Source organism: Runella sp. (assembly GCF_965279615.1).
Lineage (GTDB): Bacteria > Bacteroidota > Bacteroidia > Cytophagales > Spirosomataceae > Runella.
In genome coordinates, this window is the sequence record NZ_OZ257252.1 from 7,780,356 (window position 1) to 7,804,779 (window position 24,424).

A 24,424-nucleotide genomic window follows, 5' to 3' on the forward strand; every position below is an offset into this window, starting at 1 on the left:
TAACGCACCGGTTCCGGAAAACCGAAAAAAAATGTGGTGAATCCACCCAATGTTGTGGCTAATGAGGTAAAAGGGGTAAAAATGAACGAAAAATAATGCGCTCAAAAAGGGCCGAAAATAGCCTTGAATTCATCTTCGTAGCTATTGCCGAGCGGTATTTCTTCATCGGCTATCCGGATGATCCTGTTTCGTAGGGAGATAATTTTTTTCAATGATACAATGTAGGATCGGTGCACCCGGACAAAAAGGTGCTCAGGCAATTTTTCAAGCATGGCCTTCATGGTCAGGCGTACAATGATCGGTTTTTGGTCGACAAGGTGGATCTTTAAATAATTATCCAGACCTTCAATAAACAGAATATCGGAGGCGGCGATTTTAATCAGACCGTAGTCCACCCTGAAATAAAGAAATTTGTCATTTTGATCTGCCGATTGGCTGAGGAGCTTATAGTGCTCCTGTGCTTTGGTGACCGCTTGCAAAAACCGCTCGTAGGTAAAGGGCTTCAGCAGATAGTCCATAGCCTTTACCTCATAACTTTCCACGGCATATTCCGAGTAGGCGGTGGTAAAGATCACCATAGCCGGGTGGGGAATGCTTTTATAAAAATCAATGCCCGAGACCGACGGCATATTAATGTCCAAAAAGAGCAGGTCTACCGGGTTCTCTTCCAGGTACAAACGGGCTTCACCGGTTTTGGAGAATGTTTTTTTCAGTTCAACAAAGTCAATACGGTCGCAAAATGCTTCCACTACCTCCAGAGCCGGCCGTTCATCATCCAGGGCAATTGCTTTTATCATGTCAGCTGAATAGAGAGTTGTACGTTAAAATAATCAGGGGTACGCTCAATGTCTAACGTATGTCTGTTGGGGTAATAAAGCTGCAAACGCTCTTTGGTATTTGCCAGTCCGATATTAGTGGAAGATTCCCGTCCGCGCATTTTAACCGTTTTGTTTCTTACCGATAGTTGAACTAAGTCACCGTCAATGTGAATACTGATCTTGATCTCCGAATTTTCATCGGGGTTCACGCCGTGTTTGAAGGCGTTTTCAATGAATGAAAACAGCAGCAGCGGGGCTATTTTTTTGCCTTTTGGTTTACCTTCCAATTGGTAATTTAACCTCACCGAATCTCTTAAACGCGAAACCTGCAAATCAATATAATTGGTGATGTAGTCAATTTCTTTCTCCAGTGCTACCTCGCTTTCGTTGGCATCCTTGAGAAGATAGCGCATAAATTCTGACAGTTTTACAATGCTGTCCGGGGCTTTATCGTCTTTCCGGATGGTCAGTGCGTAGATACTGTTGAGCGTATTAAATAAAAAATGCGGGTGGATCTGCGCCTTTAAATGGGCCAGTTCAGCGGCGATTCTTTCTTTGTCAATGCGAAGCAGGCGATTATTGACCTGCAAGAGAATAGAAAAAAGAATGACTACCGCGAAAAGGTAGATATGGTGGCGGATTTCCTGTAAAAAAGGAGAGCCGGAGGGTTTGGGAGGCATGAAATGACCGGAATGGATATTCTTAGGAGTCATTTGAGGGAATTCCTTCGTGTCCAACATATTGTAGCCGGTCAAAACCGACGGCAGCACAATGATCAGCACAAAGCCAAGGATAATGATAAGGGTGTAGTTCAGGTACTTTTTCCGGAAATAGAGGCGTTGGATCAGCACATAGTAATTGTAATAAAAAAACAGCAGCATCAAACCGTGAGCGATCAGATCACGCAAGGTTGGGCGGGAAAAGAAAGGGCCGATCTCCTCCGGTGGGCGGGGTGATAAAATCAATGGCAAAAAGAGGAAGGCAATGCCACCAATGATATGATAAATAGATTGTTTTTTGAAGGTTTCCACTTTGTATCGGTTACATTAATCAGGAAACGCAATTTAACAAAAACGAGAGCCGGTGAAATGTATTTCCTGTCGGTTCGATTTCGCTATGCTGTTCCTGCAATTTAACGCAGTTTCAATTCCCAATGGTGCAATTGATGCGGGATATGTGGTCAATGAAGCAAATGTTGTGGCAAACTTGATGGAAGTAAAATACAACCATTTGAAACTTACCAAACTTATTTCCGGAGCCGTCTCCTTAAGGCGGACACTTAATGAACTTTCACTTCCGAAATATTTTTTAAAACTTCCTGTAACCTTGTGAAAGCCTGAAAGTTTCCACTTTAAATTATTCCCAACTCAACTGCCATGAAATTTTACTGCCTACTTATACTACTGGTTTTGTCAATAAATACGCCGGCACAAAACAAGGCGGCCGTGGGCTCTGCCAGCCCTAAACAATATTTACCTAAGGCTTTACAGGAAGACTTTTCGATCTTTAGAAAGACCCTGGAAACTACATATCCCAGCCTATACCGCTATTCTGATTCGATTACTGTCAATGCTTACCTGGACAAACAATTTGACTTACTAAACAGACCAATGGGTGAAAAGGAATTTTATAGAATTATTGCACTTTCCTGTGCCCGCATAAACGATGAACATCTGATTCCTAAACTTTCGCCGAACTATTTCACTCACCACTATTTCAACAAGGTTAAGATTTTTCCATTTACCTTCAAGATAATCAATCGCCGATTTTATATTTTAAAGAGTGCTTTTAACCCATCTCCCATTAAATTAGGGTCCGAGCTTATTTCGATCAACGGCCGGCCAATGGAAGAGATACTAAATCTGTTATTGCCGTCTATTCCTTCTGATGGCTATATCCAAACATTTGATGTCAAGCACTTAGAAGATTACTCGACTACCCAAGAGGGTAATTTATTTGATTTAAATTATCCTTTATTTGTTGAAGAAGTTACTTCTTTCCGTTTGGAGTATATTCCGCTTGACGAACCTTCAATCAAACGAACGGTGGTGGTTGATGGTCTGACGAGGGAAGAATATAGAAAATTTTATAATGAGCGAAGGGTTCTTGATACACCTCTTACGTTTAAGTATTTGAAAGAAGAAGTGGCGTATTTAAAGATCAGTTCTTTTCTGGGATGGCATCGACGAGCGTTTAAGCAAAATTTCGATTCGCTTTATTCGACTGTTTTTAATGAGCTCAAGCTCAAAAAAACACCTTATCTGATTTTAGATCTGAGAAATAATGAAGGAGGAGACAATACGGGTGAGGAACTTATTGCTTACTTGCTTAAAAAGCCCTATCGACATCTTGATTATATTGAGAAAAAATATGTCGGCCTACCCCCGGTAAGTAACTATTTAGAAAATGGGAAAGAGCTATATTTAGCCGATTCCATTTTTTATAAAAACGCTACCGGTAATTACCGGATCAGGAAAGAATACTATCGTCACCGGATGCCCCTTTTGCTGGAGCAGCAACCCAAGGAGAATCATTTCACCGGTCAATTAATTGTGTTGGCAAACGGTGCTTCGGGATCAATGGCTGCAGTAGTCTGTAGTTTTCTGAAATCACATCAGAGAGCAGTGTTTGTTGGCGAAGAAACCGGTGGAGCAATGGAAGGCCCCACTTCAAGGTCTTTTACAAAATTAACGTTGCCAAACACTCATATCAGTATTGGAGTGCCTTTAACCAAAACGGTTAATGCAGTAACCTATACAAAAGGGAGGGGAGTAATTCCGGATTACCGGGTTGAGCCTGCCATTGAAGATATACTGCATGGCGTGGATACAGAGCTAAACTTTGCCCTGAAGCTAATTAATAGAGAATAAATACACATCCCCAAAACTCGAAAGATAAAATCTTTCATTAGCCGGCTGATCATTGAGCTCCGCACAAACCAAGTTAGCCAGCCATATCCGGTTTTTATGTAACTTTACCCACCAAGTAATATTCCGACAATCTCACCAACTTTTCTGCAATTAATGAATACCAAGCTAACTCTTATGATAAAGCATACGCTCCTGACGTTTCTCTTTTTAATTAGTGCAATTGTAACACAGGGACAGAATAAAGAGCCCCTTGAAAAGGTAGTGATCACATCCGAAAAGGGGAAAACCCAAGTATCCGCCCATGAAAACGGAGAATTGCAGGTGAACGTAGCTCCAAAGGATGTCGTTAAATTTAAAGCCGCCGGATTGGTTCGTTACAGTGAATTCGGCGCTAAAGGCGATGGTAAAACCGATGATATAGACGCGATCGCTGCGACCCATGCCTTTGCCAACCTGCACAGCCTTTTGGTGAAAGCAGACGAGGGCGCTACTTATTACATTGGAGGCAAGGAGCGCACCGCGGTCATTCGAACTGAAACTGACTTCGGCACGGCCTCCTTCATTATTGACGACACCGAGGTGCAAAATCGCAATGCTTCTGTTTTCATGGTAGGTTCAGACCTCAAATCGTTTAAACCGGAAATGCTGCCTTCACTCAAGAGAAATCAGAAAAAAATTGATGTGTCTTTGCCCGGTCCCTGTCTCATCACGGTTACAAATGCTAACGTAAAGCAATACATTCGCTTTGGGCTTAACCAAAACAATGGTTCTTCGCAGACCGATATCTTTGTTGTTGACAAAAACGGTAACGTAGATATGAACGCCCCGATCATCTGGGATTTCGACCAAATTACAGACATCACTGCACTGCCCATTGACCAAACTCCGCTGAAGATCACCGGGGGACGTTTCACCACCATTGCCAATAAAGCTGAATCAAAGTATACTTATTATAACCGAAACATCGCCATCAGACGGTCCAATGTGCTGCTGGAAGGGCTACAGCACCACATAAAGGGCGAAGAAGACCACGGTGCGCCCTATGGAGGCTTCATCAACATCGGTGAATGCGCCTATGTAACAGTAAAAAACACTATTCTGACCGGCCACCGAACCTATAGCACCATTGGTGCGGCAGATAAGCCTGTCTCCATGGGCACTTACGACCTTTCTGTCAACCGTGCGCTTAACATATCCTTCGTGAATTGCAGCCAAACCAATGACATCAACGACAATACCTACTGGGGCATTCTGGGTTCTAACTTCTGTAAAAATCTTCTTTATGATCATTGTACCCTCTCGCGGTTTGATGCCCACCAAGGCGTTGCCAATGCCACCATCCGCAACTCGACCCTCGGGCACATGGGAATCAATGCCATTGGCAGCGGTGTCTTACTGGTAGAGAATTCCACCATTCGCGGCAGGAGCATCGTCAACCTGCGCCCCGACTACGGCAGTACATGGCAGGGAGAGGTGGTGATCCGCAACTGTGTCTTCGTGCCGGCAGACGGCAAACCAATCAATGCTTCTCTGATCAGCGGATCCTATTCAGGTCAGCATGATTTTGGCTACACATGCTATATGCCGGAACGAATCACCATTGAAAATCTTCGTATTGACGATTCCCGACATCCGGAAAATTACCAAGGGCCTGCTATTTTCTCAAATTTCAATTCGGAAATGACGAACGATTCCTACCGTGAAAAATTTCCCTATGTCAAAACGAAAGAGGTCATTCTCAGGAATATAACGACTGTCAGCGGGAAAGCGTTGAGAATCAGTGATAATCCGTTCATGTTCCGGGATGTAAAGGTTACCGCCGGTCAATAGTCAGCGAACAGTGGAGTCAGGTAAATCAGTTGTTATAGTAAAAAATAAGAGCCCCTTATGCCATTTCCCTTGAGAAATAACATAAGGGGCTCGCCAAATTTATTCAGCGTATACGAACCGATCCTATCCTAAAAAAGGAGTGGCAATCGCTAATACTGCTTCTTTGGTCAAAGGCTCATCAAAAGCTTCTGTAACCGCTTCTTTTGATTTACCGGCCAGTCCTTCAAGATTTACACCGCCTTGGGTAGTGTTATCTTCACCGGCATATACTGCTGCCGGACTGCCTTGGTTCAAGGTGATCCAACCTTTGGCACCTGCTACAAATCCTTTGGTATTAAGCAATCGTCTTACCACAGAGGCGTGACGCGCTTCAACGGAGTGAATTTGTAAAGCGTATTCCAGTAAAGGTTTGTCTTCGGCGGTCATCAGGTTTCCTGCCTGACCTTTGTAAGCCCTTACACCGGTATCTTCCAATGCATGCGAAACGATGGCAAATGTTTTATAGTTACTCAAAACATCGGCAAACGCTCCTTTATAGGTAAAATCAAATTTAGGCTTTGCCACTGCTTTTGTGCCTAAAGCTGCCAATAAGAATGCTACGTGTTGAGTTTCATGCTTCCCGATCTGGGTAAAGATTGGCTTTTCAGCCGCAGGAATCAAACCACTGGCATTGTTACCGGCTATATAAAACTCATTTTCGAGGTATTCCAACGTCAATGCATAATTGAGCACATCAATAGCCCCCGGGGTAGTGGCATATGCCTTGCTGAGAGAGGTAGCCACTAAAGTCGGGATCGCAAATGCGGAAACTTTCTTGCCTATGGTATTAAACATACTGCGGCGTGAAATATGGGCAAGTCTTTCGTAGACGTCTGCGTCTACTTTCTCGATTTCTGAAATTATATTGAAGATATTCATGTCTGTTTTTTTTAGAATTAAGAAGTTGGAAGATTTGCACCACTGATGGTTGTTTTTACGAAAGGCTGAACGGCGGCAAGGATGTCGGCCGGTTTTACTGCTTTGTCAAGTCCATTGCTGTCAATAATGTCATCGCCGGCAAATAATGCGGTATTAGGCGAGAGCAAATCACGAATAGCTGCTGCGTGGCGCGCTTCAACAGAAACAATTTTACCTGCCAATAATAAATAATTGGCGTCTTTGATCAATTTTCCCGCTCCGTTATAGGCTTGTACGCCGGTATCTTCAAATATCTTGGCGGTTCCTAACACACTTGCACGACTGGTGAAATCGATGGCGGAGAAATTAACTTCCAATCCTGCAATGGCATTTGCTCCCAAAGCGGTTTTGAAAAAGTCGCGGTGAATAATTTCGTGGTCACGGATTTCTGTCAACAACGTTTTCTCAGCATCGGTTATTCCTGTATAAGGAGTAGCAACGACCTGAGTGTAAAAAGCTGCTTCTAATTGTTCGAGTGCATAGGCATAATTTAAAATTCCTACGTCACCTGAACCCAGATCAACGGTACTTGTCGACGGTGTCATGTCATCGTCATTGTTGCAACCGGCCAGAAAGACCGCCCCCGCAACGGTGGATAATCCTGCATTACGAATAAAGGTGCGTCTTCCGCTGGATTTCATGGATGCGCTGTGTGAATTTTGCATTGCTGAATAGTTTACAATTGGAAAAATTTTGAAAAAATGCAGTTTTCACTACTAATAGATGATGCTTTGTCGTTTTTGAAACTGCTATTATAACCTACGGTGTTTTTCCCTTTTAAGATTTAGCAGTGTATAAAAACCTTAGATTCTCCGGATTGAAGAAGAAGGAAAGAAAATGGCAGATTGGAGATAAACAGGCATACTGCTTCTTGATTCTTTCTGATGAGATCCGGAAAGAAAAACTCGTTTCAGAACTTGTCCGGGAGGTCTGATAAGGTCCTCGATTTTCAAGGGCTTTCTATCTGAAAAATCCTTCTAAAGTCTGTCTGTATACTCATGTTCGGGTACAACCGGGTACAACTTCGATACAGATTGTGGCCGAAAAAAAGCTGCGTTTTACAGACTATATTCCTTTTTCTTATACCACCAAAAACTGCAATTCGGAGAGAAGGATATTAAAGGCCTTTAATTTTGTTCTGCTTTAAGTAATGCGCTTTAATTATTTGATTGTTAGGAGAATGAATGTTGTGGAAGCTAGGTCTGTTTTGGAAAAATGAAAATGCCGAATATTGGAATAGTTCGAATTGCAGTTTCATTTCTGTAATTATTTCTGAAAAGAATACACCTCTTTTGGTTAATTTTTTTCAAACAATTATTTGGAAAAAAAAGGTGTGTTTAATATGTTTGCAACCCGTTTGAAGCAAAGGCTTGCCAATAACGCTAAAACGCGAAAGTAGCTCAGCTGGTAGAGCGCGACCTTGCCAAGGTCGAGGTCGCGGGTTCGAACCCCGTCTTTCGCTCCAAAAAGTCCCGCTTATACGGGACTTTTTTTTATTGAATGGGCATAAAAAAGCCTCCGATAAAAATGGTATCGGAGGCTTTTTTATGGGTAAAATTATTTCAATTATTTTATCACAATGTCATACGGCAAGCGGGCCTGAGCGCCTTCCATCTGTTGTAATTTTTTAAGTACTTTTAGATAAGGAGCAAAATCACCCAGTTTTTGTTGCATTAGTTGCTCTTCAGCGTCGCCGGTGAGTTTAGAGAAAATCTGCTCGATCATGTTTTTTTCCGCAGGATATTTCACTCGGTAGTCGCCTTCTTTCAATTTAGCGGCTTGAGCTGCGACTTGAATAGCTTTGTCTAACCCGCCAAATTCGTCGATCAATCCATTGGCTTTGGCTTCTTTGCCCGACCACACGCGGCCTGAGGCCAATGCCTGTAGCTTGGCAAGCGGCATTTTTCGGCCTTCAGCGGCTTTGCGCGTAAATATGGCGTAAATGTTCTCGGTACTTTTTTGGAGGCGATCGTTCTCAAAAGGAGTCATATCACGCGTTACAGAAGGCCAATCGGAGTGCGCATTGGTATTGACGCGGTCGAAGGTGATGCCCAATTTATTGCGGAACGTTTTTTCGAAGTTAAACAGTACACTAAAGACGCCAATGGAACCTGTGATGGTGTTGGGCTGAGCCACGATCTTGTCACAACCCATGGCCATGTAATAACCGCCGGAAGCCGCTACATCTGACATGGAAGCGATCACGGGCTTTTCTTTACGGGTCAACTGTACTTCGCGCCACATTACATCAGAAGCCAGAGCGCTGCCGCCGGGCGAATTGATCCGGAGTACTACGGCTTTTACTTTCTTGTCTTTACGCGCTTTGCGAAGTTCTTCCATGATGGTTTCGGAGCCGATATTTCCGTCGTTACTTTTGCCCGACATGATGGCACCTTCTCCAATGATCACCGCAATCCGTTTGTCTGAGGGGCCTTCTTTTACGAGCTTATCCGCTTTGGTATATTTGCCAAGGGTGACAAATTTGATCTTATCATCCTCTTTCAATTTAAGCTCGTTTTTCAGAGAAGTTTCAACTTCATCAAAGTAACCCACATGCGTCACGAGTTTATACTTGAGCGCATCCTGCGGCGAATCGATCGCCAGTGAGTCGGCCAGATTTTTGAGTTGAGCGACAGAAATATTACGGGATTTAGAGATATTCTCAACGGCATGATCAAATACGGTGTTGATCAAAACCTGATTTTGCAGTTTGCTCGCATCGCTCATGTTTTCACGGAAGAAAGGCTCTACGGCGCTTTTGTATTCACCTACCCGAAAGATCAACGGTTTTACTTCCAGTTTATCAAGCGTTCCTTTATAGAAATCATATTCAGCACTGAGGCCGTTCCATTCCATTCCGCCCGCAGGGTTGAGGTAGATTTTGTCGGCTACGGAAGCTAAGTAATACGCCTTTTCAGTCATAACCTCGCCGTAGGCGTACACAAACTTCTTCGATTTTTTGAAATCAATGATCGCATCGCGGATCTCTTCGGCAGACGCCCAACCAACCATTGGGTATTGAACATCTAAATAGACTCCTTTGATATTAGGATCTAATTTTGCGTTGGCAAGGGCGGATTTAATATCCAACAAGCCAATAACGTTTCCTTGTCCACCGGAAAATTCGGCAAATGGATTATCGACGGAAACCTCTTGAATGGAGTTATTCAAATTAAGTTTGAGAACAGAATTTTTTTCAACGGTGGTTTTTTCTTCCGAAGAACCGAGCGCCGCCGCTAATCCGATGAATAAAAAGAATCCCAGTAACGAAAAGATGAACAAACCTACGATGGTTGCAAAAACATATTTAATGAACTGCCACATAAACGATTGGGTAAATAAGTGATGTTGAGATTGAATGGGTAAAGAAAGAATCAAACAAAGGTTTACTCTCTTTTAAGCCATATACGATTTTAACCTTGTTTTGGTTGTTTTCACAACAAACAAAAATACGGTTTTGGTGGGGTAGAGAGAGGGGTTTATGTTAAATGGCGGTATCGGTTTACAAAAGGGTATATGTTTACACGAATTCTGAGGGTAGAAATCGTTAAATTTTCTTAACGTACTTCAAACATGTCAGACTGCTTGGTAGCTTGCCGAAAATCTTCATTTTATGCTTTCCTGTGCTTGGCTTTTTTACCGTCAGTTTTGGATTTTCAGCAACGCTGTTGCCTGGGGAGGATGGCTCGTGGCCGGTGCGCCCATAAACAATGAAGTATGGCTTATGTTTGCGCCGCTCTTTTGGCTCAAATTGGCTTCTTATGCCGTCATTTGGTACCTTATGCAGGCGTTTTCCAAGCATACCTATCTTTTTTATCAAAATTTGGGGTACGCTGTTTCTCGCCTTTTTGTTGGCGCTTTTTTGATGGATATGCTCCTGTTTTTTGGCGCATTGGCATTGATTAAATTTCTCTTTTCGCTATGACGTTTTCAGGATGTTTAGAGGCCGATAGCATCGAACTTGCATTTGGTGAACGAAAAATTCTGCAAAGTATCTACCTTAAAATGCCTTTTGGAGAAGTAACGGCTATTTTGGGAAGAAACGGCTGCGGGAAATCAAGCCTGCTTCAAATAATCTTTGGCACGCTGAAACCGGTTTATAAATCAGTCCGTTGGGATAAGCGCTTTGTTGAGTATCCTTACCGGGAGCAAAACCTTGTTCGTTATTTGCCGCAGCATCCGCTTACGCCTCCTTCCATGCAGGTGCAGAAAGCGTTTGAACGCTATGGTGCTTTGGTTGACGCTTCATTAAATGAAAAATGGCAAGGGATTAAAAATAAACGTTTTGGCGAATTGTCGGGTGGAGAAAGGAGATTTTGGGAGACATTATTGATTCTTTATTCGCCCGTTCAATTCATTTTGCTGGACGAACCTTTTTCGCGCCTTTCACCCATTTATGTCGAGTTGTTGAAAGAATTGATCGTTGCGCAAAAAACTCAAAAAGGAATTCTCATTACAGATCATCTTTACCGGGAAGTGTTGGACATTGCCGATCAGACGTATTTGCTGCAAAATGGCACAACCTATCTCTTGACCGATCCTGTTCAGGAACTGATTGATAGAGGATATATTCCTGAGTAAAAGCGGTTAAGCCTGTTTTTTGCGTTTTCTCCACCAACGTCTGAATAACCAAACAATCAAGCTGAAAGCCGCCAATAGAGGCAATATGTAAAAAAAGGCGAGGAAAGTGCCGCTGAGCAGTGTAAAACCTTCCGTAAAACTGTCCCAAATCTTTACGTAAAAAGGAGAAGAAGGTTCATTGGCGCTTTCGGTCTTTTGATACAGAAATGCCTGAACGGTACTCATGGCAACGTCATTTTTCAACTCACGCAGCTCGGCTTCCCGCGTTTCTCTGTCTTCCCGAATTTGACCTAATTGCGCTTCTACTTTTAATACTTCATCGACATTACGTGCTTTTTTCAGGAGTTCAAGGTATTTTTCTTCGGTTACTTTTTTGGCTTTTATGCGCGCTTCGAGGTCTACATACCGTTTGGTGACGTCTTCGGAAGTAATGGTTTTGCTTTCGGTATAAATAGATTCTTTCAGTAGTAACGTCAGAAAAGTATCCAGTTTCGCCGCCGGGACGCGAGCTGTTAAGCTATGTCTCAATTGATCAGCAGTGCGGGTTTCTTCCGACGAAGAAATGAATCCACCCAGTTGATTTACAGTCGCTTCTATTTTTTTGGATGATTTATTGACCTCTTCCACCTGAAAGCTGACATTGGCATTTCTAATGATTTGGCGTTCAATAGGTTTCGCTGCCGACTGATTGGGTGGAGTAGTAATCTGTTGCGGTATTTCCGGCTGTGGGGGCGGGGGAGCCATCGGTTCTTCAGGGATCGGCGCGGCCTCTTTTGCTCGTGGTGAGGGATTTTCAACCATATAAGAAGCATCCGCCGTACTGTTTTCTTCCTGAGTTTGACAAGCGAAAAGGCCCACAAACAAATAGACGATAAGAAGCATTTTCATGGAAAAGATAAATGGTTATCGGTTGGTTTACGAATGTATATAAAAGGGAAGTGTATACTATTATAGAGTACAAAATTAACGACTATTTGCCTAAAAATTTGTTACTTTGCCGCTCTGTAATGGTTAAGGAAAAGGAGTGAAGGACTAAGAGAAGTAACCCTAACTTTTAACTTCTTAACCCCTAACTTTATTTAAAACAAAAAATGGCAAACGGAATTTTACAAGGGAAACGCGGCATCATTTCGGGTGCGCTTGACGAGAACTCAATTGCGTGGAAAGTGGCAATGAAAGCGAAAGCCGAAGGCGCAACTTTTACGCTTACCAATGCGCCTATTGCGATGCGTATGGGCGAAATTAAAAAATTGGCGGATGCCTGCGAGGCTGAAATCATCTCTGCAGATGCTACTTCGGTGGAAGAAATCGAAAATCTCTATACCAAGTCAATGGAAATATTGGGAGGTAAAGTGGATTTCGTACTGCATTCCATCGGTATGTCGCCCAATATTCGTAAGGGACGCCCTTACGGCGATCTGAATTATGATTGGTTCCTCAAAAGCATTGATGTGTCGGCGTTGTCATTCCATAAGTTTTTACAAGTGGCCGAGAAAATGGATGCGATCAACGAGTGGGGAAGCGTAGTGGCTTTGACGTACATGGCTGCTCAACGCACCTTTCCGTTTTATACCGATATGGCCGAAGCCAAAGCCATTTTGGAGTCGATTGCCCGCAGCTACGGGTATCGTTATGGAAAAGCGAAAAACGTTCGGGTAAATACCGTTTCGCAATCACCGACCAAAACTACGGCCGGTTCGGGCATTGGCGGGTTTGACAAATTTTATGAATTTGCCGAAAAAATGGCACCCCTCGGAAATGCTTCTGCCGACGATTGCGCCAATTACGTAGTGATGATGTTTTCGGATTATACACGCATGGTAACCATGCAAAACCTCTTTCACGACGGAGGTTTCTCCATGACCGGAGCTTCTGAAGAAGTGATGTTGGGATAACAAAAAAGGGTATCATTTGTAGTTTATTGTTTAAGGTGTTTGCCTGAACGATAAACTACAAACGATCACTGATTTCTAAAGTTCGCGAACGCGAATGTTGCGGAACCACACTTTATTGCCGTGGTCTTGAAGCGCAATTTTACCTTTTGCGAATTTCGCGAAACCATCCCACGTTTTGAATTTACTGTTGGCTACCAACGCATCCCATTCAGGCCCTTTTGTCGGGAAAGTAACGGTTTGTTTGCCGTTCAGCCAGAAAGTGCCTTGTCCTTTGTCAATTTTCATTTTAGCTTTATTCCATTCGCCCGCAGGTTTTACGGCACCAAAATCGGCCGGAGGAATCATGTCATACAGGGAGCCGGCTTTGTGGTTACCGTTTTTACCCGCCTTTGCATCAGGGTGTCTTTCATCATCGAGCACCTGCATTTCAGGGCCGGTGCTGTAAGGGCAGCAATATTTTTTGTCTTCTACAACGCCCCACATTACGCCGCTGTTTCCTTTTTCGGAGATCTTCCACTCCATTTCCAATTCGAAATTTTCAAATTCAGCATCAGTGACCAAATCACCGCCGCCACTTCCCGTCAAAACGATGGCGCCGTTTTCAATTTGCCATTTGTCGGAGAGTGGTTGCCCCTGTTTGTTGAAAGCATGCCAGCCGCTGAAATCTTTGCCGTTGAAAAGGGTTTGCCATTTGCCTTTTTTCTGTACGAAGCCACAAGTCAACATCAGCGTTACAGCTGCTAAAACGAGTGAAAACTTTACTTTTTGCATAATAGTGGAAAAATGATGATTGAGAGAAACAAAAAAATGAGCAGTAGAATACTACCACTCATCAAAGAATAGAAGGCCAAAACTATACTGTACTTTCAAGAATTGCAAACACCGAGGCGTTACTATTTTTTACTTACGTACGGGGCCAGGTTGTATTTATTTTTTACCTGAATTGTTTGCGCAATTTTCATAAATACCACTTTAGGCACATCAATGTTGTGATCGGTCAGGGCTACTTCAAAGTCGGTTGCAATGGCGATTGCTCCCTGAGAAACGGTGACTTTGCCTTTTAACGTACGCGATTTGGTCACGCCGTGCAGGGTAAAATCGCCGGTGGCCGAAATATCGTAGGTGCCGTTGGCGGAAAAATCTATTTTTTCGTTGATCTTACCTTTGAAAACTGCCTTGGGATATTTAGCCGACTCGATGTAATTTTCGTTGAAGTGCTCCTGCATGAGCTTGTTTGGAAAATCAAACTGTTTCATGTTCATCTGTACCACAACCTCGTTGGTAGAGGTGTTCAGGATCGCCTGCCCGAATTTGTTGATGGCGGTAATGTTTTCAACGGGTGTTTCCGAAAAAAAACTCGTTTCACCATTGCTCGTTGAATACAGATTTTGAGCCTTTACCTGAATAAATAAGGCTGTCGAAATGACTAAAAAGAGTGTTTTCATGGCATTTTAAATTTAACCCAAATGAGTGTAAACTGAATGGAATAAATTATTTCATCATTCCTTTAGCGCGTTTGTCAAAACTGAAAGTTCTCGAAACATTGAAACCCCAACGAATATCGCCTTTGCTCCAACTGCCTGAGGTATCGCCGATAAACTGTTTTTCAACCATTCCTGATGAATTGGTGAAATGAAGTTGGAAAACGTGCCCGCCCGTTTCAATATCTACGCCAAGGGCGAGTGAGTTTCCGTACTTATCGCCGATGGTATTTTCCAAATCTTTTTCACGAAAAGCCCAATAATATTCAGCGTTTAAGGAAAGACGTTTGTTCAATTTCATTCGTCCGCCAAATCCCAACGCAAAAAGGGCTCTTTCCTGAGCCGCCGTTGCTACTCGGTTACGGTACAAAAACGTCGGATTAAGTTGCAGGGACAAACGGTCGCTGAATTTACGGGCGATCAAGAGTTGAGTACAATAGGACGTTTTGTCTTGGGTTGAAAGCGTTTTGTCCTGTGTTTCAATGACCGAACTTACAAATCCCGTTACTGTGAAAGGAACATTTCCTGCTCCGGTAGATTGACGAAGTAATTTTGCTTTAGCAAAAAAGTCAAAGGTTTTCTGAACACTGCTACGACCTATTCCAATCGTGACATTGTCGGTTAGGCCGTATTCAAAACCTAACCGAACAGTAGAATAATCAAGACCGAAAAGATTATATGCTCCTGAATTAAGGCGGTCAAAACGGTGATGAATGATAAAATCCATGTGGTTTTTCTTGACCGTTTCGACAGAGTGACCGTTGATGATGCGGGTTCCTTTGAAAGTAGCGGTCGTATAATCTGTTGTTTTGGTCTCGTTTTGTTCGAGCATTTTCGTTAGATCTTCCTGCGCGTTTACGTTCAATGAACTCGCCAGCAACAACGTTATAACTACCGGAGCAAGTGCTTTCATACTTTAAAATTTAGGTTACTTGGCTAATTGAAGAATAAGGATAGCTTTTACGAGCGAAAATTACGCAGTTACGGTCAAGATATTGCCGTCGGTACTTAATTTGGCGGTATAGGTAGTCAGAGCTTTGGTGGCAGGGCCTACTTCTACGGCTCCGGTTGTGCTGTATTCTGAAAAGTGGTTATTGCAATAGAAATCATTTTGAGCAGATCGGTACTGAACCGGTGAGCCTTCATGTGTGCATACTTTAGTTAAAGCAACAATAGTGCCTTTGGCATTGGCTACAATTACAGTTCCTACGATCAGATATTCGCCGATGGTCTTAAGTTTTGAGTAATTGCTGTTGGTTAGATCAAGGGTAAAACTGATCGCTCCTTTACTTAAATCAGCATTTCCTGTAAGACCGGAAGTCGTTCCTGTGTTGGTGCCTGTACCGGGTGTTGGATCGTCACTGCCTGTAGAGCAGGCGGTCAGGGTAGTTCCCATGCAGTAAAAAGCCATTAACGCACTCCCGCTCAGGCCTAATTCACGTAAGAACTGTCCTCTTTTCATGGTTGTCTGTTTCATGTTCAATAAAAGTTAGTGTAAGTAAAGAAATATGTTCCTACATTCATTTACGGGCATAGATTGCCTACGGTTGCGTTGATTGACCGTTTTTTTAAAATAAAATAAGTAGAAGCCTGAGTATCTGAATAGTTACACCACTGATTTTAATGACTAAAACAGCGAACCCTGCACCACTTTGGGCTGGATGCGGGGAGGTTGTAGCGATAGCCCGCAATGCTTATTGAGTTGTTCGATCCAGTATTTGGTAAGTTCCGGAGCATTGATGTTTTCTCCGCAGTGGACAAAAATATAAGCGGTTTGAACTCCCTGTTGGTACCAGGTTTTTAAGCGTTGCACCCAGGCATCTACGCGGGTATAATCCGTTGGATGGAGTTCGTGACCAACAAAACGTAACGTAACAGTTGGGGTGGTAAGGCTCATGTGCAGCACATCGCGCCGACCTGCCACATCGGACATTACGGTTCCAACTCCCAACTCATAAAGCATTTCAACGGTTTTTTGCCAAATAGCATTGTTGGAAAACCAATCCGGATGACGAAATTCAACGGCAATGGGAAAATCAAGAGGAAGTTGTTTTAGAAAATGCTCTAATGTTTTAAATTGATAGGTATCAAAAGCAGGACCCAGTTGTAAAAAGGTGGTTCCTAAGTGCTCACCTAAACCCAAAACAGCAGTCGTAAACTCATGACTCAGGTGATCAACGCCCTTCAATTGGTATTCATGACTGATGGTTTGAGGCCATTTAGGGCAAAAACGAAACCCGGGAGCCGCCGCTTCTTTCCAACGTTGGATAGTGGCTTCGCTTGGAATCTGATAATGGGTGACGTTGAGCTCAATGGAATTGAACTGGCGTGTATAATGAAATAAGAAGTCCTTTTCTTTGGCAGTTGTGGGATATATTTTTCCGACCCATTCTTTATTGGCCCAAATGGGAGGGCCAATAAAACAAGTCGGTGATTTGGGAGGTGAAGCCTTGAAATGAGCAAGCACTTGACCGGTAAAAGGATGGTCAGGCGGTAAGGTGAAATCAACCTTTGAAATATCTTCTAATTTCCCAAAATCCATAGAATGAGGTCAAGTAACACAATAGGGGAGTTCCCTATTTTACACGCGCATCGGCAGAGTATATTCCTGCTTCACGCCGGCCGTCACGGTGGTAAAATGCGCCTTGTCCGTTTCGTTTGCCGTTTTCATAAATTCCCACAAATCGGTCACCGTCAGCGTAGTAATAAGTGCCTTTTCCGTGCGGAAGGTTGTTTTGAAACAAGCCTACGTATTTATCGCCGTTCGGGAAATAATAGGCTCCGTATCCGGTGCGTTGATCGGTACGGAAATCGCCTTTGTATTTCATCATTCCGTCAGGATAATATTGAACACCTGTTCCGTGGCGCTTGCCATATCTGAAATCACCTTCGTAGCGTTCACCGCTTTCATGCATATAGATGCCAAGACCATTGTCGCAGTTGCCCGCAACGCATCCTACATTGTCATCTTCCGGCTCTTCTTCCTTTGGAGTAACCACTACCGGTCGGGAAGGAGTAACGGTTGGTACGGTAGACTGAGCAGTACGATTAGCAACTTGAGAACCGCTTGAAGTGGAAGGACGGCCTGCCGTTGTTGAGAGCATACCTGCCGCATCAACCCAACCCTGACGGATGGCTTCCACACGCGCTACTTTTGCGGGGTGAGAATACGTGGGTTTGTCGTCGCCGAGGGTTTTAATGGCAACCAGCGCTTCGTCAAGCGATGCACCAAGGCGCTGCATCACAAAACCGGAGAATCGGTCTGCTTCCAATTCTTTTTGTGGACGGCTTCCCTTTCCATCGATGGTATGGCCCTGCAAATGGTGACCGATCTCGTGTGCCACGATACTGATGGCCGACCAGTCAGTATGTGTCACATTTTCGACGCGCTTCATAAATGCTCCGTCATAAACAATATACCGTTGCCCATCCACCACCGTGGCGAAGCAGTTTTCGGTATTGGGGCATTCTACCACCACGAAATTACGCAGTAAACCTACCTGACGAAGTATTTGATCGACCACTTCTTCGGCGTGTTGATTGGAGCGAAAGCTCAGGTAATTGCAAATTTCTTTGGGTGTTTGAAGCTGTTTGTAGCCAAAATAATGGCATACAAATGCATCTTCTTCCTCTTCCTCCGGTTGGGAAGTTTGGGCTTGAGTGTAGCAAAAAGTTGAAAGGGCTGTTAATAGGCAGAATAGGCTTTTCATGAAGTGTGCAGTTTGCGGTCTAGCGGAATTGCATGCTTGCTTAAATAACGCATATTCTGAAAAAATAGTACGTCTGAAATAAACAAAACCCCGACTTTTTTGGACGGGGTTTTGTAAGCATAATTTAAAGACTTTGACAGCGCTTATTTTACGGCTGTCAGCGTTACATCAAGATCAAAATCATCATAGATGGCTTTGTCACCGATGTTAGGAATGAATGATTTTGAACCGTAACGGATATCCCATTTTGTACGGTCAAGTGTAATTTTTGAAGTGGCAGTTACTCCTTTTGCATCAGCTTTAACAGTGGCAGGGAAAGAAACACTTTGCGTAATTCCTTTGATGGTAAGATCGCCGGTAAGTGTGTAATTAGCCCCTGATCCTTCTGCTTTGGTGATTTTGAAGATAGCTTTTGGATTTTTCTCTACTGAGAAGAAATCTTCCGACTTAAGGTGTCCAACCAATTTTGCATTATAACCTGCATCTGTAATATCATCACATTTGATACTTGTCATATCGATCTCGAAAGAACCGCCGGTGATTTTAGTGCCATCTACGGTCAATACGCCATTGGCTAAATTGATCGTTCCGAAGTGTTCGCCGGTTACTTTTTTGGCGTGCCATTTTACTGCGCTTTTAGAAGCATCAACTTTGAAAGAAACCGCTTTTTTAGAGGCTGTTTTTTCGGTTGCAATAGCAGAGTTGATCATCATCATACCGGCTACCAACACACTTGCAATCATTTTGATTGTTTTCATTTTACTTGTGGGATTTTAAACGATTTAAAAATTAAATTAAAAGACTTTTTTGATGGATTTTGTATAGTTTTATTTACAATGCTTAAAGAGGTATAACTATTTTTGAAGTTATACTGAACCTCTTAGTTTATCCAAAATATCACTCAGAAGGGTTGCTTCTTCTTCCGTAACGTTTTGGAGTTTTTGTTCCCATTCTCCCTGAATTGTATCTATTTCAGCAAGAACTTGGAGACCGGCCTCCGTAATGACCACGTCAACGGCGCGGCGATCGTGTGGGCACTCAGTGCGTTTCACCAATTCTTTTGCCAAGAGTTTGTCCACTAAACGTGATGCATTTGACATTTTGTCAAGCATTCGCTCAATAATGTCATTAACTCTGACCGGATCGGGGTATTGGCCTCTTAAAATCCGCAATACATTGTACTGTTGCGTTGTCAGATCAAATGGTCTTAAGAGGCACGCCTGACTGTTGGACAACCAACTCGTCGTATAGATCAAGTTGAGTGCCATTTTGTGGTAAGCGTTTCTGAACTTACTTTGTTTGATGTCGGTTTCAATAGACATAATGCATTCATCAAATTTGACGATGCAAATATAAATGTAATTACATTATATGTCAATACATTTATTAAAAAAAATTATCTGAAAGGAATGATTTCCGGTGCAGAAATATCAAAATCCCGTAATCGAAGGGGAGTAACTCCCTCAAAACCGACTCTTAATGGTTGGCCAATATTGGGGATGCCGGAATAATAACTAAGTCGTATCTGAAAAGTATTAAAGGTAAGATTTTCGTTTCGGAACCTAAAACCGATACCATAACTGCGAAAAGGGCTGGTGTCTAACAGCCGTTGACCTTTGAAGGAAGCCCAACCAAAAGTTGAAAATACAAAAGGGGCCATCCGGAATCCTAAGAAATTGATAGGACTGAAAAGGACACTTTCTACCCCAATGACCAATTTACGGGTACCCCGCATTTCATCACTGCTGATTCCCTGAATTCCTTCGTTTCCGCTTAGGTTAAAATATTCATTCTGAAACCGATTGAACCCCCACCCGAATTTTACGTTTAGAAAATGCCGGGCATACCAACGTTTTCCAATAGTATGTAAAGGAGAAAAATAATTGTTTTCAGTACTGAAAACTCCCTGTTCGGTAGAGCCCTTTTTTACATAGGTTCCGAGATTGATCAAGCTATATAAATAGCCGGCTTTCATGTAACGGGCTTTAGAAAATTTCACACCGATGTATTTTCGTTCGCCCAATTCGGCGGGGTCACTTCCGTAAATAAGCGCTGCCATTTCACCCAAAGGAACGTCTTCTGTGCGGCCAAAACCGTAAATGAGCAAATCCCGTTTATAACGTCGATTGGAAAATCCAAAACTGAACAGGGTAGGGCGAGTATTTTGAAAAAGCTGGTTGGTGCTATCGGTCACCGCTCGCCCTCGGTTATAAAAAGTTTGACGAGTGTGTCGTAACGCTATCACGAATCGGGCACGTTCGCGGAGTTTATCATCGCCAAAAAACACTTTGAATGATCGTCCGATCCAAGCATCAAATAATGTGTATTGAGACCAGAAATAATTACGAACAGAAAGCCCCGAGAGAGAATCGCGCGTAAATTCGTAAAGGCGTAAATTGTTGTAGCTGATCTCAATGGAGCCGGCATATTTCATTTGAGGGGTCAGAAAAGGCCGGAATATTTTAAACCCAAGTTGTTTTTGATCTCGTTGCAGATTTAAAATTCCCTGCCCGGTGATGAACGTTCTTTTATAAGAAGGAATAACGTATCGCCCTGCATATTCGAGTTTTTGACGTGGGTCATTGCCATTGTATGCGATGGAATTTTTAAACAAATGGCCCATTCCCTGAAAATTCCGTTGTTCCAACCCAAACGAAAAATTATTGAGTCCGGAAGCGGAACCGTCCGGAAGCAGCGACCACACGTCTTGGGTATAAACGTGTACATCGACCGCGTCTTTGGCATTTTTATAAGGCACGATCAGGATTCGGGCATCGTGAAAAATGCCTTGTTGTCGTAAATAACGTTCATTGTCCTTGATTTTTTCGGGGTCAATGACGTCGCCTTCTTCAAAAAACAGGTAATTATCTCTGATAACCCACTCTCGGGTACTGCGGTGAAATTGATTGCCGACACGGTCAAGCCAGTTGTTAGGACCACGCAGGGTGTCATAAACACTATAGCCAAATACGTCCGAGCTGTGGACGAACACTTTACGAATCCAACGCCCTTCAAATGCTTTATGCGGATTTTCTTCGATTTCACTGACCGTAGTTCCGGCGTTGGTACTGTTATAGATATCGCGAAACAGAAAATTGTAAATGGTTTTGGGAACTACTTTTTTAGCCCGAAGCCCAAAGGCCGTGTCTTTGGCCGTAGGGGCATCGATTTGAACTTTCGAGATACTATCCAATGGCACTCTTTGCCCCAATGCTTCCAAAAGCATTAGGCTGATCAGTAAAGTTGATAGTATGTGTTTTCCATAGTAAATCATCGGAATACATACGAGAATACAATTTCTTTTATTTAATTCTTAACTAAAAAAATCTATAATTGGTTAATCCATAGATAACTCTTCCAAATATACCCATGAAATACCGAAAAATACTCATTATCATATGTTCTTTATATGTGTTAGCGGCCGTTGCTTCTTCCTGTTTTACGAGCAGAATGAACGATAAAGACATGCACAATTATTTTGCCAACAGTCGTTATCAGCCCAAGCGACATTTCTATCAGGCACTGGGTCGGCAATTACATTACGTTGACATTGGAGATTCGTTGCAACAACCATTGCTGTTTGTCCACGGATCGCCGGGGTCTTGGGATAATTTCAAAGCTTTTTTGAAAGACACCTTTTTATTGGCCCATTACCATTTAATGACGGTAGACAGACCCGGTTTTGGAGAATCGCAGGCAGAAGGTGCTGAAGATGAACTTCAAAATCAAGCGGAAGCGTTATTGCCTATCCTTAAACGCCAATCTCAGCCCGTTATTTTAGTGGGGCATTCGTACGGCGGCCCCATCATTGTGGAAGCGGCCATTCAATACCCGCAATATATCAAAGCCTTGGTCATCGTGGCCGGTTCGGTCGACCCTTCATTGGAGCCATCTAACTGGTACCGTTATCCGTTGAAATATACCCCTTTGCGGTGGGCAATACCCTCATTTTTCAGGAGCAGTAACGATGAATTGTTGCCTTTAGAAAGTGAACTGAAAAAAATGAGCCCGCTTTGGCATAAAATTCGCTGCCCGGTGGTAGTGGTGCAGGGCGGCAAGGATGTATTGGTGGCACCCGATAACGCAAAGTTTATCAAACGTCAACTTCCCCACGTAAAAGTGACTACGATCTGGAAAGAAAATATGAATCATTTTGTGCCCTGGAGCGATCCGGAGCTCATTGTTGAGGGAATTAAAAGAGCAACGGAGTAAAGAAATTCTTATAGCATGAAGTAAACCTTTGGTCCTTTTTTGTAAAAACACCCGATTTGCCTGATATTTGCCGAAAAGGTCCCGCCTCAACCCTGATGTCTCTTTATTTGATTTTTGTACTTGTCTTCCCTTTTATTGGTTTTATTGGCCTGTTCTCTTTACAAAAGCGGGTCAATAATTCGGCCGGATATATTGGAACGACCCTTACCTTTATCGGACTGGGTATTTCTTTGTTTATAGCAAATCAATCCTTCGACCAATCACAGATATATTCGGTCAATTGGTTTTTTATCAAAGGAAAGCCAATGATACTTTCCTTTTTATTGGATAATCAAACGCTTCTGATGCTGGTAGTGGTGCATTTTGTGGCGGTTTTGGTTCAATTGTTTTCAATAAGTTACATGCACGATGATCCCGCTCGCTGGCGGTATTTTGCTTTTTTGCAGCTTTTTGTGTTTTCGATGTTGGGCATTGTTCTGGCGGGAAACTTATTGTTAATGTACGTATTTTGGGAATTGGTTGGCCTGTCGTCTTATTTACTTATTGGGTTTTGGTACGAACGACCCCGTGCCGTATGGGCTGCCAAAAAAGCGTTTTTGCTCAATCGTATTGGTGATGCGGGATTTTTAATAGGTATTTTACTTCTTTTTTGGCAATTGGGAGCGACAGAATTTTCTACTTTATCAAATCTATTTACGCTGCCTTCTCCCGCGCTTTCTACCGCCATAGGTGTGTTGTTATTCTGCGGAGCCATTGGCAAATCGGCCCAATTTCCGCTTTCTGCCTGGTTGCCGGATGCGATGGAAGGACCAACGCCGGTATCTGCGCTTATCCATGCCGCAACTATGGTGGCTGCCGGCATTTTTTTGCTCGGAAGAATTCATCCCTTTTTGACGCCCGATGCATTAATAGTGGTCACGATTATTGGGACAATTACGATGGTGATTGGCGCTTATAAGGCTATTTTTCAAACAGATATTAAAAAGCTTTTGGCTTATTCTACGGTTTCTCAACTGGGTTTAATGGTGATGGGAATGGGCGTTGGGGCCAAAGAAGCAGCGTTGTTTCATTTATTGACCCATGCTTTTTTCAAAGCAGGGTTGTTTTTATGCGCGGGGGTAATCATCCATGCCGTTCATACACAGGATACGCGGCAGATGGGAGGACTTCGAAAGGCCATGCCCGTTACGTTTTGGGCATATACGATTTGTGCGGCTGCACTGGCGGGCTTACCGCTTTTTTCAGGATTTCTTTCGAAAGATGCTATATTGATTGGCGCATTTTTGTGGGCAAATCAATACGACAGCATCGCTTTGATTATTCCTGTTGCAGGATTACTATCAGCGGGACTAACCGCTTTTTACGTGATCAGACAGTGGAAACAGGTGTTTTTAGGTGGGACTAAAGGAGGAACGCATCAGGAACACAGCATTCAGGATGCCGATACTTTCATGAAAATTCCCATTATATTATTGGCAATTTTGTCTTTTTTTGTATGGTTTTCCTTTAACCCATTGGATGCGGCGCATGGATGGTTTTTTCAGGTATTCAGCGTTAATTCAACCGAAAGTTCACATGCAATGGTGGCATTGCTATCAATAGCAGTTGTGGCAATTGGCTTGGTGGGAGGCTATTTCTCAACGATGGCGACTCAAACTCCCGCCGCAATTACGGTACTGAAACGATTACACACTTCCATTGAATCGCTTTTTACAGCATTGTTCGGAAAAATCACCGGCAGCGTAAAATGGCTGCATGAGCATTCAGAAGTAACCGACCGACACGTATTCCTAATTGCTCCTTTGCAATCAATGGCGCGTTGGAGTCATTGGGCAGACCGGCGAATCATTGATGTAATCGTGAATTGGATTGCGTATCTTACCGTGATCGGTGCTCATGCAATAGGTAGATTTGACCGATTAGTGGTGGATGGCATTGTGAACGGCTTGGCTTGGCTGGCCGGCTTTTTGGGAAATCGTATCCGTAACTTACAGAACGGCAGTGTTCAATCCTATTTTGTAGTGATGCTTTTGGGTGTTTTAGTATTAATTTTTTTGTTTTTCTAAGCTA

General features: G+C 43.1%; 22 protein-coding genes and 1 tRNA gene. 8 read left to right on the forward strand and 15 right to left on the reverse strand.

Annotated features, from left to right (window positions below; genetic code table 11):
• Nucleotides 1–101 precede the first annotated feature (101 nt).
• Together ACQY73_RS32905 and ACQY73_RS32910 are read right to left on the reverse strand one after the other, a co-directional pair.
• Complete coding sequence (locus tag ACQY73_RS32905; protein WP_428658675.1) at nucleotides 102–797, reverse strand: LytR/AlgR family response regulator transcription factor; 696 nt, start codon at nucleotides 795–797, stop codon at nucleotides 102–104.
• Nucleotides 794–1,849: a sensor histidine kinase gene (locus ACQY73_RS32910; protein ID WP_428658678.1), complete on the reverse strand. Its 1,056-nt coding sequence runs from the start codon at nucleotides 1,847–1,849 to the stop codon at nucleotides 794–796. Before ACQY73_RS32910 ends, ACQY73_RS32905 begins: the two co-directional genes overlap by 4 nt.
• A 345-nt stretch (nucleotides 1,850–2,194) precedes the next feature.
• Between ACQY73_RS32910 and ACQY73_RS32915 the strand changes: the two genes are divergently transcribed.
• Together ACQY73_RS32915 and ACQY73_RS32920 are read left to right on the forward strand one after the other, a co-directional pair.
• Nucleotides 2,195–3,688: a S41 family peptidase gene (locus ACQY73_RS32915; protein WP_428658681.1), complete on the forward strand. Its 1,494-nt coding sequence runs from the start codon at nucleotides 2,195–2,197 to the stop codon at nucleotides 3,686–3,688.
• Nucleotides 3,689–3,862: 174 nt separating this feature from the next.
• Nucleotides 3,863–5,518 carry a hypothetical protein gene (locus tag ACQY73_RS32920; RefSeq protein ID WP_428658684.1) on the forward strand — a complete coding sequence of 552 codons (1,656 nt, stop codon included), beginning with the start codon at nucleotides 3,863–3,865 and terminating at the stop codon, nucleotides 5,516–5,518.
• A gap of 123 nt (nucleotides 5,519–5,641) precedes the next feature.
• Here ACQY73_RS32920 and ACQY73_RS32925 read toward each other — a convergent pair whose 3' ends face one another.
• Together ACQY73_RS32925 and ACQY73_RS32930 are read right to left on the reverse strand one after the other, a co-directional pair.
• Nucleotides 5,642–6,436, reverse strand: a complete 795-nt coding sequence (locus ACQY73_RS32925; protein WP_428658687.1) for a ferritin-like domain-containing protein — start codon at nucleotides 6,434–6,436, stop codon at nucleotides 5,642–5,644.
• Nucleotides 6,437–6,453: 17 nt separating this feature from the next.
• Nucleotides 6,454–7,140 (reverse strand): ferritin-like domain-containing protein, encoded by a 687-nt coding sequence (locus ACQY73_RS32930; protein WP_428658690.1) that lies wholly within the window; start codon nucleotides 7,138–7,140, stop codon nucleotides 6,454–6,456.
• A 724-nt stretch (nucleotides 7,141–7,864) separates the two neighbouring features.
• Here ACQY73_RS32930 and ACQY73_RS32935 point away from each other — a divergent pair.
• Nucleotides 7,865–7,940: transfer RNA gene (locus ACQY73_RS32935), tRNA-Gly, on the forward strand.
• 101 nt (nucleotides 7,941–8,041) lie between these two features.
• Here the strand turns inward: ACQY73_RS32935 and sppA are convergent.
• Nucleotides 8,042–9,799: a signal peptide peptidase SppA gene (gene sppA, locus ACQY73_RS32940; RefSeq protein WP_428658693.1), complete on the reverse strand. Its 1,758-nt coding sequence runs from the start codon at nucleotides 9,797–9,799 to the stop codon at nucleotides 8,042–8,044.
• A gap of 289 nt (nucleotides 9,800–10,088) precedes the next feature.
• Between sppA and ACQY73_RS32945 the strand changes: the two genes are divergently transcribed.
• Nucleotides 10,089–10,400, forward strand: a complete 312-nt coding sequence (locus ACQY73_RS32945) for a hypothetical protein (RefSeq protein WP_428658696.1) — start codon at nucleotides 10,089–10,091, stop codon at nucleotides 10,398–10,400.
• Nucleotides 10,397–11,056, forward strand: coding sequence for an ATP-binding cassette domain-containing protein (locus ACQY73_RS32950; RefSeq protein WP_428658699.1), 660 nt, complete (start codon nucleotides 10,397–10,399; stop codon nucleotides 11,054–11,056). Before ACQY73_RS32945 ends, ACQY73_RS32950 begins: the two co-directional genes overlap by 4 nt.
• A gap of 6 nt (nucleotides 11,057–11,062) precedes the next feature.
• Here ACQY73_RS32950 and ACQY73_RS32955 read toward each other — a convergent pair whose 3' ends face one another.
• A complete protein-coding gene (locus ACQY73_RS32955; protein ID WP_428658702.1) occupies nucleotides 11,063–11,944 on the reverse strand; it encodes a DUF4349 domain-containing protein in 882 nt (293 codons plus the stop codon).
• Nucleotides 11,945–12,147: 203 nt separating this feature from the next.
• Between ACQY73_RS32955 and ACQY73_RS32960 the strand changes: the two genes are divergently transcribed.
• Nucleotides 12,148–12,951 (forward strand): enoyl-ACP reductase FabI, encoded by an 804-nt coding sequence (locus tag ACQY73_RS32960; protein ID WP_428658705.1) that lies wholly within the window; start codon nucleotides 12,148–12,150, stop codon nucleotides 12,949–12,951.
• Between the two features lie 75 nt (nucleotides 12,952–13,026).
• Here ACQY73_RS32960 and ACQY73_RS32965 read toward each other — a convergent pair whose 3' ends face one another.
• From ACQY73_RS32965 to ACQY73_RS33005, 9 genes are all read right to left on the reverse strand, one after another.
• The gene (locus ACQY73_RS32965; RefSeq protein WP_428658708.1) at nucleotides 13,027–13,722 is read right to left on the reverse strand and encodes a 3-keto-disaccharide hydrolase; all 696 of its coding nucleotides are present in this window, start codon (nucleotides 13,720–13,722) and stop codon (nucleotides 13,027–13,029) included.
• Between the two features lie 122 nt (nucleotides 13,723–13,844).
• A complete protein-coding gene (locus ACQY73_RS32970; protein ID WP_428658711.1) occupies nucleotides 13,845–14,396 on the reverse strand; it encodes a YceI family protein in 552 nt (183 codons plus the stop codon).
• A 46-nt stretch (nucleotides 14,397–14,442) separates the two neighbouring features.
• Entirely contained in the window at nucleotides 14,443–15,345 is a 903-nt protein-coding gene (locus ACQY73_RS32975; protein ID WP_428658714.1) for a DUF5777 family beta-barrel protein, read from the reverse strand.
• Between the two features lie 60 nt (nucleotides 15,346–15,405).
• On the reverse strand, nucleotides 15,406–15,909 hold the full coding sequence (locus tag ACQY73_RS32980; protein ID WP_428658717.1) for a ubiquinol-cytochrome c reductase iron-sulfur subunit: 504 nt from the start codon (nucleotides 15,907–15,909) through the stop codon (nucleotides 15,406–15,408).
• Nucleotides 15,910–16,059: 150 nt separating this feature from the next.
• Nucleotides 16,060–16,974, reverse strand: coding sequence for a DUF72 domain-containing protein (locus tag ACQY73_RS32985; RefSeq protein WP_428658720.1), 915 nt, complete (start codon nucleotides 16,972–16,974; stop codon nucleotides 16,060–16,062).
• A gap of 34 nt (nucleotides 16,975–17,008) precedes the next feature.
• The gene (locus ACQY73_RS32990; RefSeq protein ID WP_428658723.1) at nucleotides 17,009–18,142 is read right to left on the reverse strand and encodes a hypothetical protein; all 1,134 of its coding nucleotides are present in this window, start codon (nucleotides 18,140–18,142) and stop codon (nucleotides 17,009–17,011) included.
• A gap of 143 nt (nucleotides 18,143–18,285) precedes the next feature.
• Complete coding sequence (locus ACQY73_RS32995; protein WP_428658726.1) at nucleotides 18,286–18,900, reverse strand: YceI family protein; 615 nt, start codon at nucleotides 18,898–18,900, stop codon at nucleotides 18,286–18,288.
• A gap of 108 nt (nucleotides 18,901–19,008) precedes the next feature.
• Nucleotides 19,009–19,464, reverse strand: coding sequence for a MarR family winged helix-turn-helix transcriptional regulator (locus tag ACQY73_RS33000; RefSeq protein ID WP_428658729.1), 456 nt, complete (start codon nucleotides 19,462–19,464; stop codon nucleotides 19,009–19,011).
• A gap of 74 nt (nucleotides 19,465–19,538) precedes the next feature.
• Nucleotides 19,539–21,368, reverse strand: a complete 1,830-nt coding sequence (locus tag ACQY73_RS33005) for a hypothetical protein (RefSeq protein ID WP_428658732.1) — start codon at nucleotides 21,366–21,368, stop codon at nucleotides 19,539–19,541.
• Nucleotides 21,369–21,511: 143 nt separating this feature from the next.
• Between ACQY73_RS33005 and ACQY73_RS33010 the strand changes: the two genes are divergently transcribed.
• Together ACQY73_RS33010 and nuoL are read left to right on the forward strand one after the other, a co-directional pair.
• Nucleotides 21,512–22,354, forward strand: a complete 843-nt coding sequence (locus ACQY73_RS33010; RefSeq protein WP_428658735.1) for an alpha/beta fold hydrolase — start codon at nucleotides 21,512–21,514, stop codon at nucleotides 22,352–22,354.
• 95 nt (nucleotides 22,355–22,449) lie between these two features.
• Nucleotides 22,450–24,420 (forward strand): NADH-quinone oxidoreductase subunit L, encoded by a 1,971-nt coding sequence (nuoL, locus tag ACQY73_RS33015; RefSeq protein ID WP_428658738.1) that lies wholly within the window; start codon nucleotides 22,450–22,452, stop codon nucleotides 24,418–24,420.
• Nucleotides 24,421–24,424: the final 4 nt, after the last annotated feature.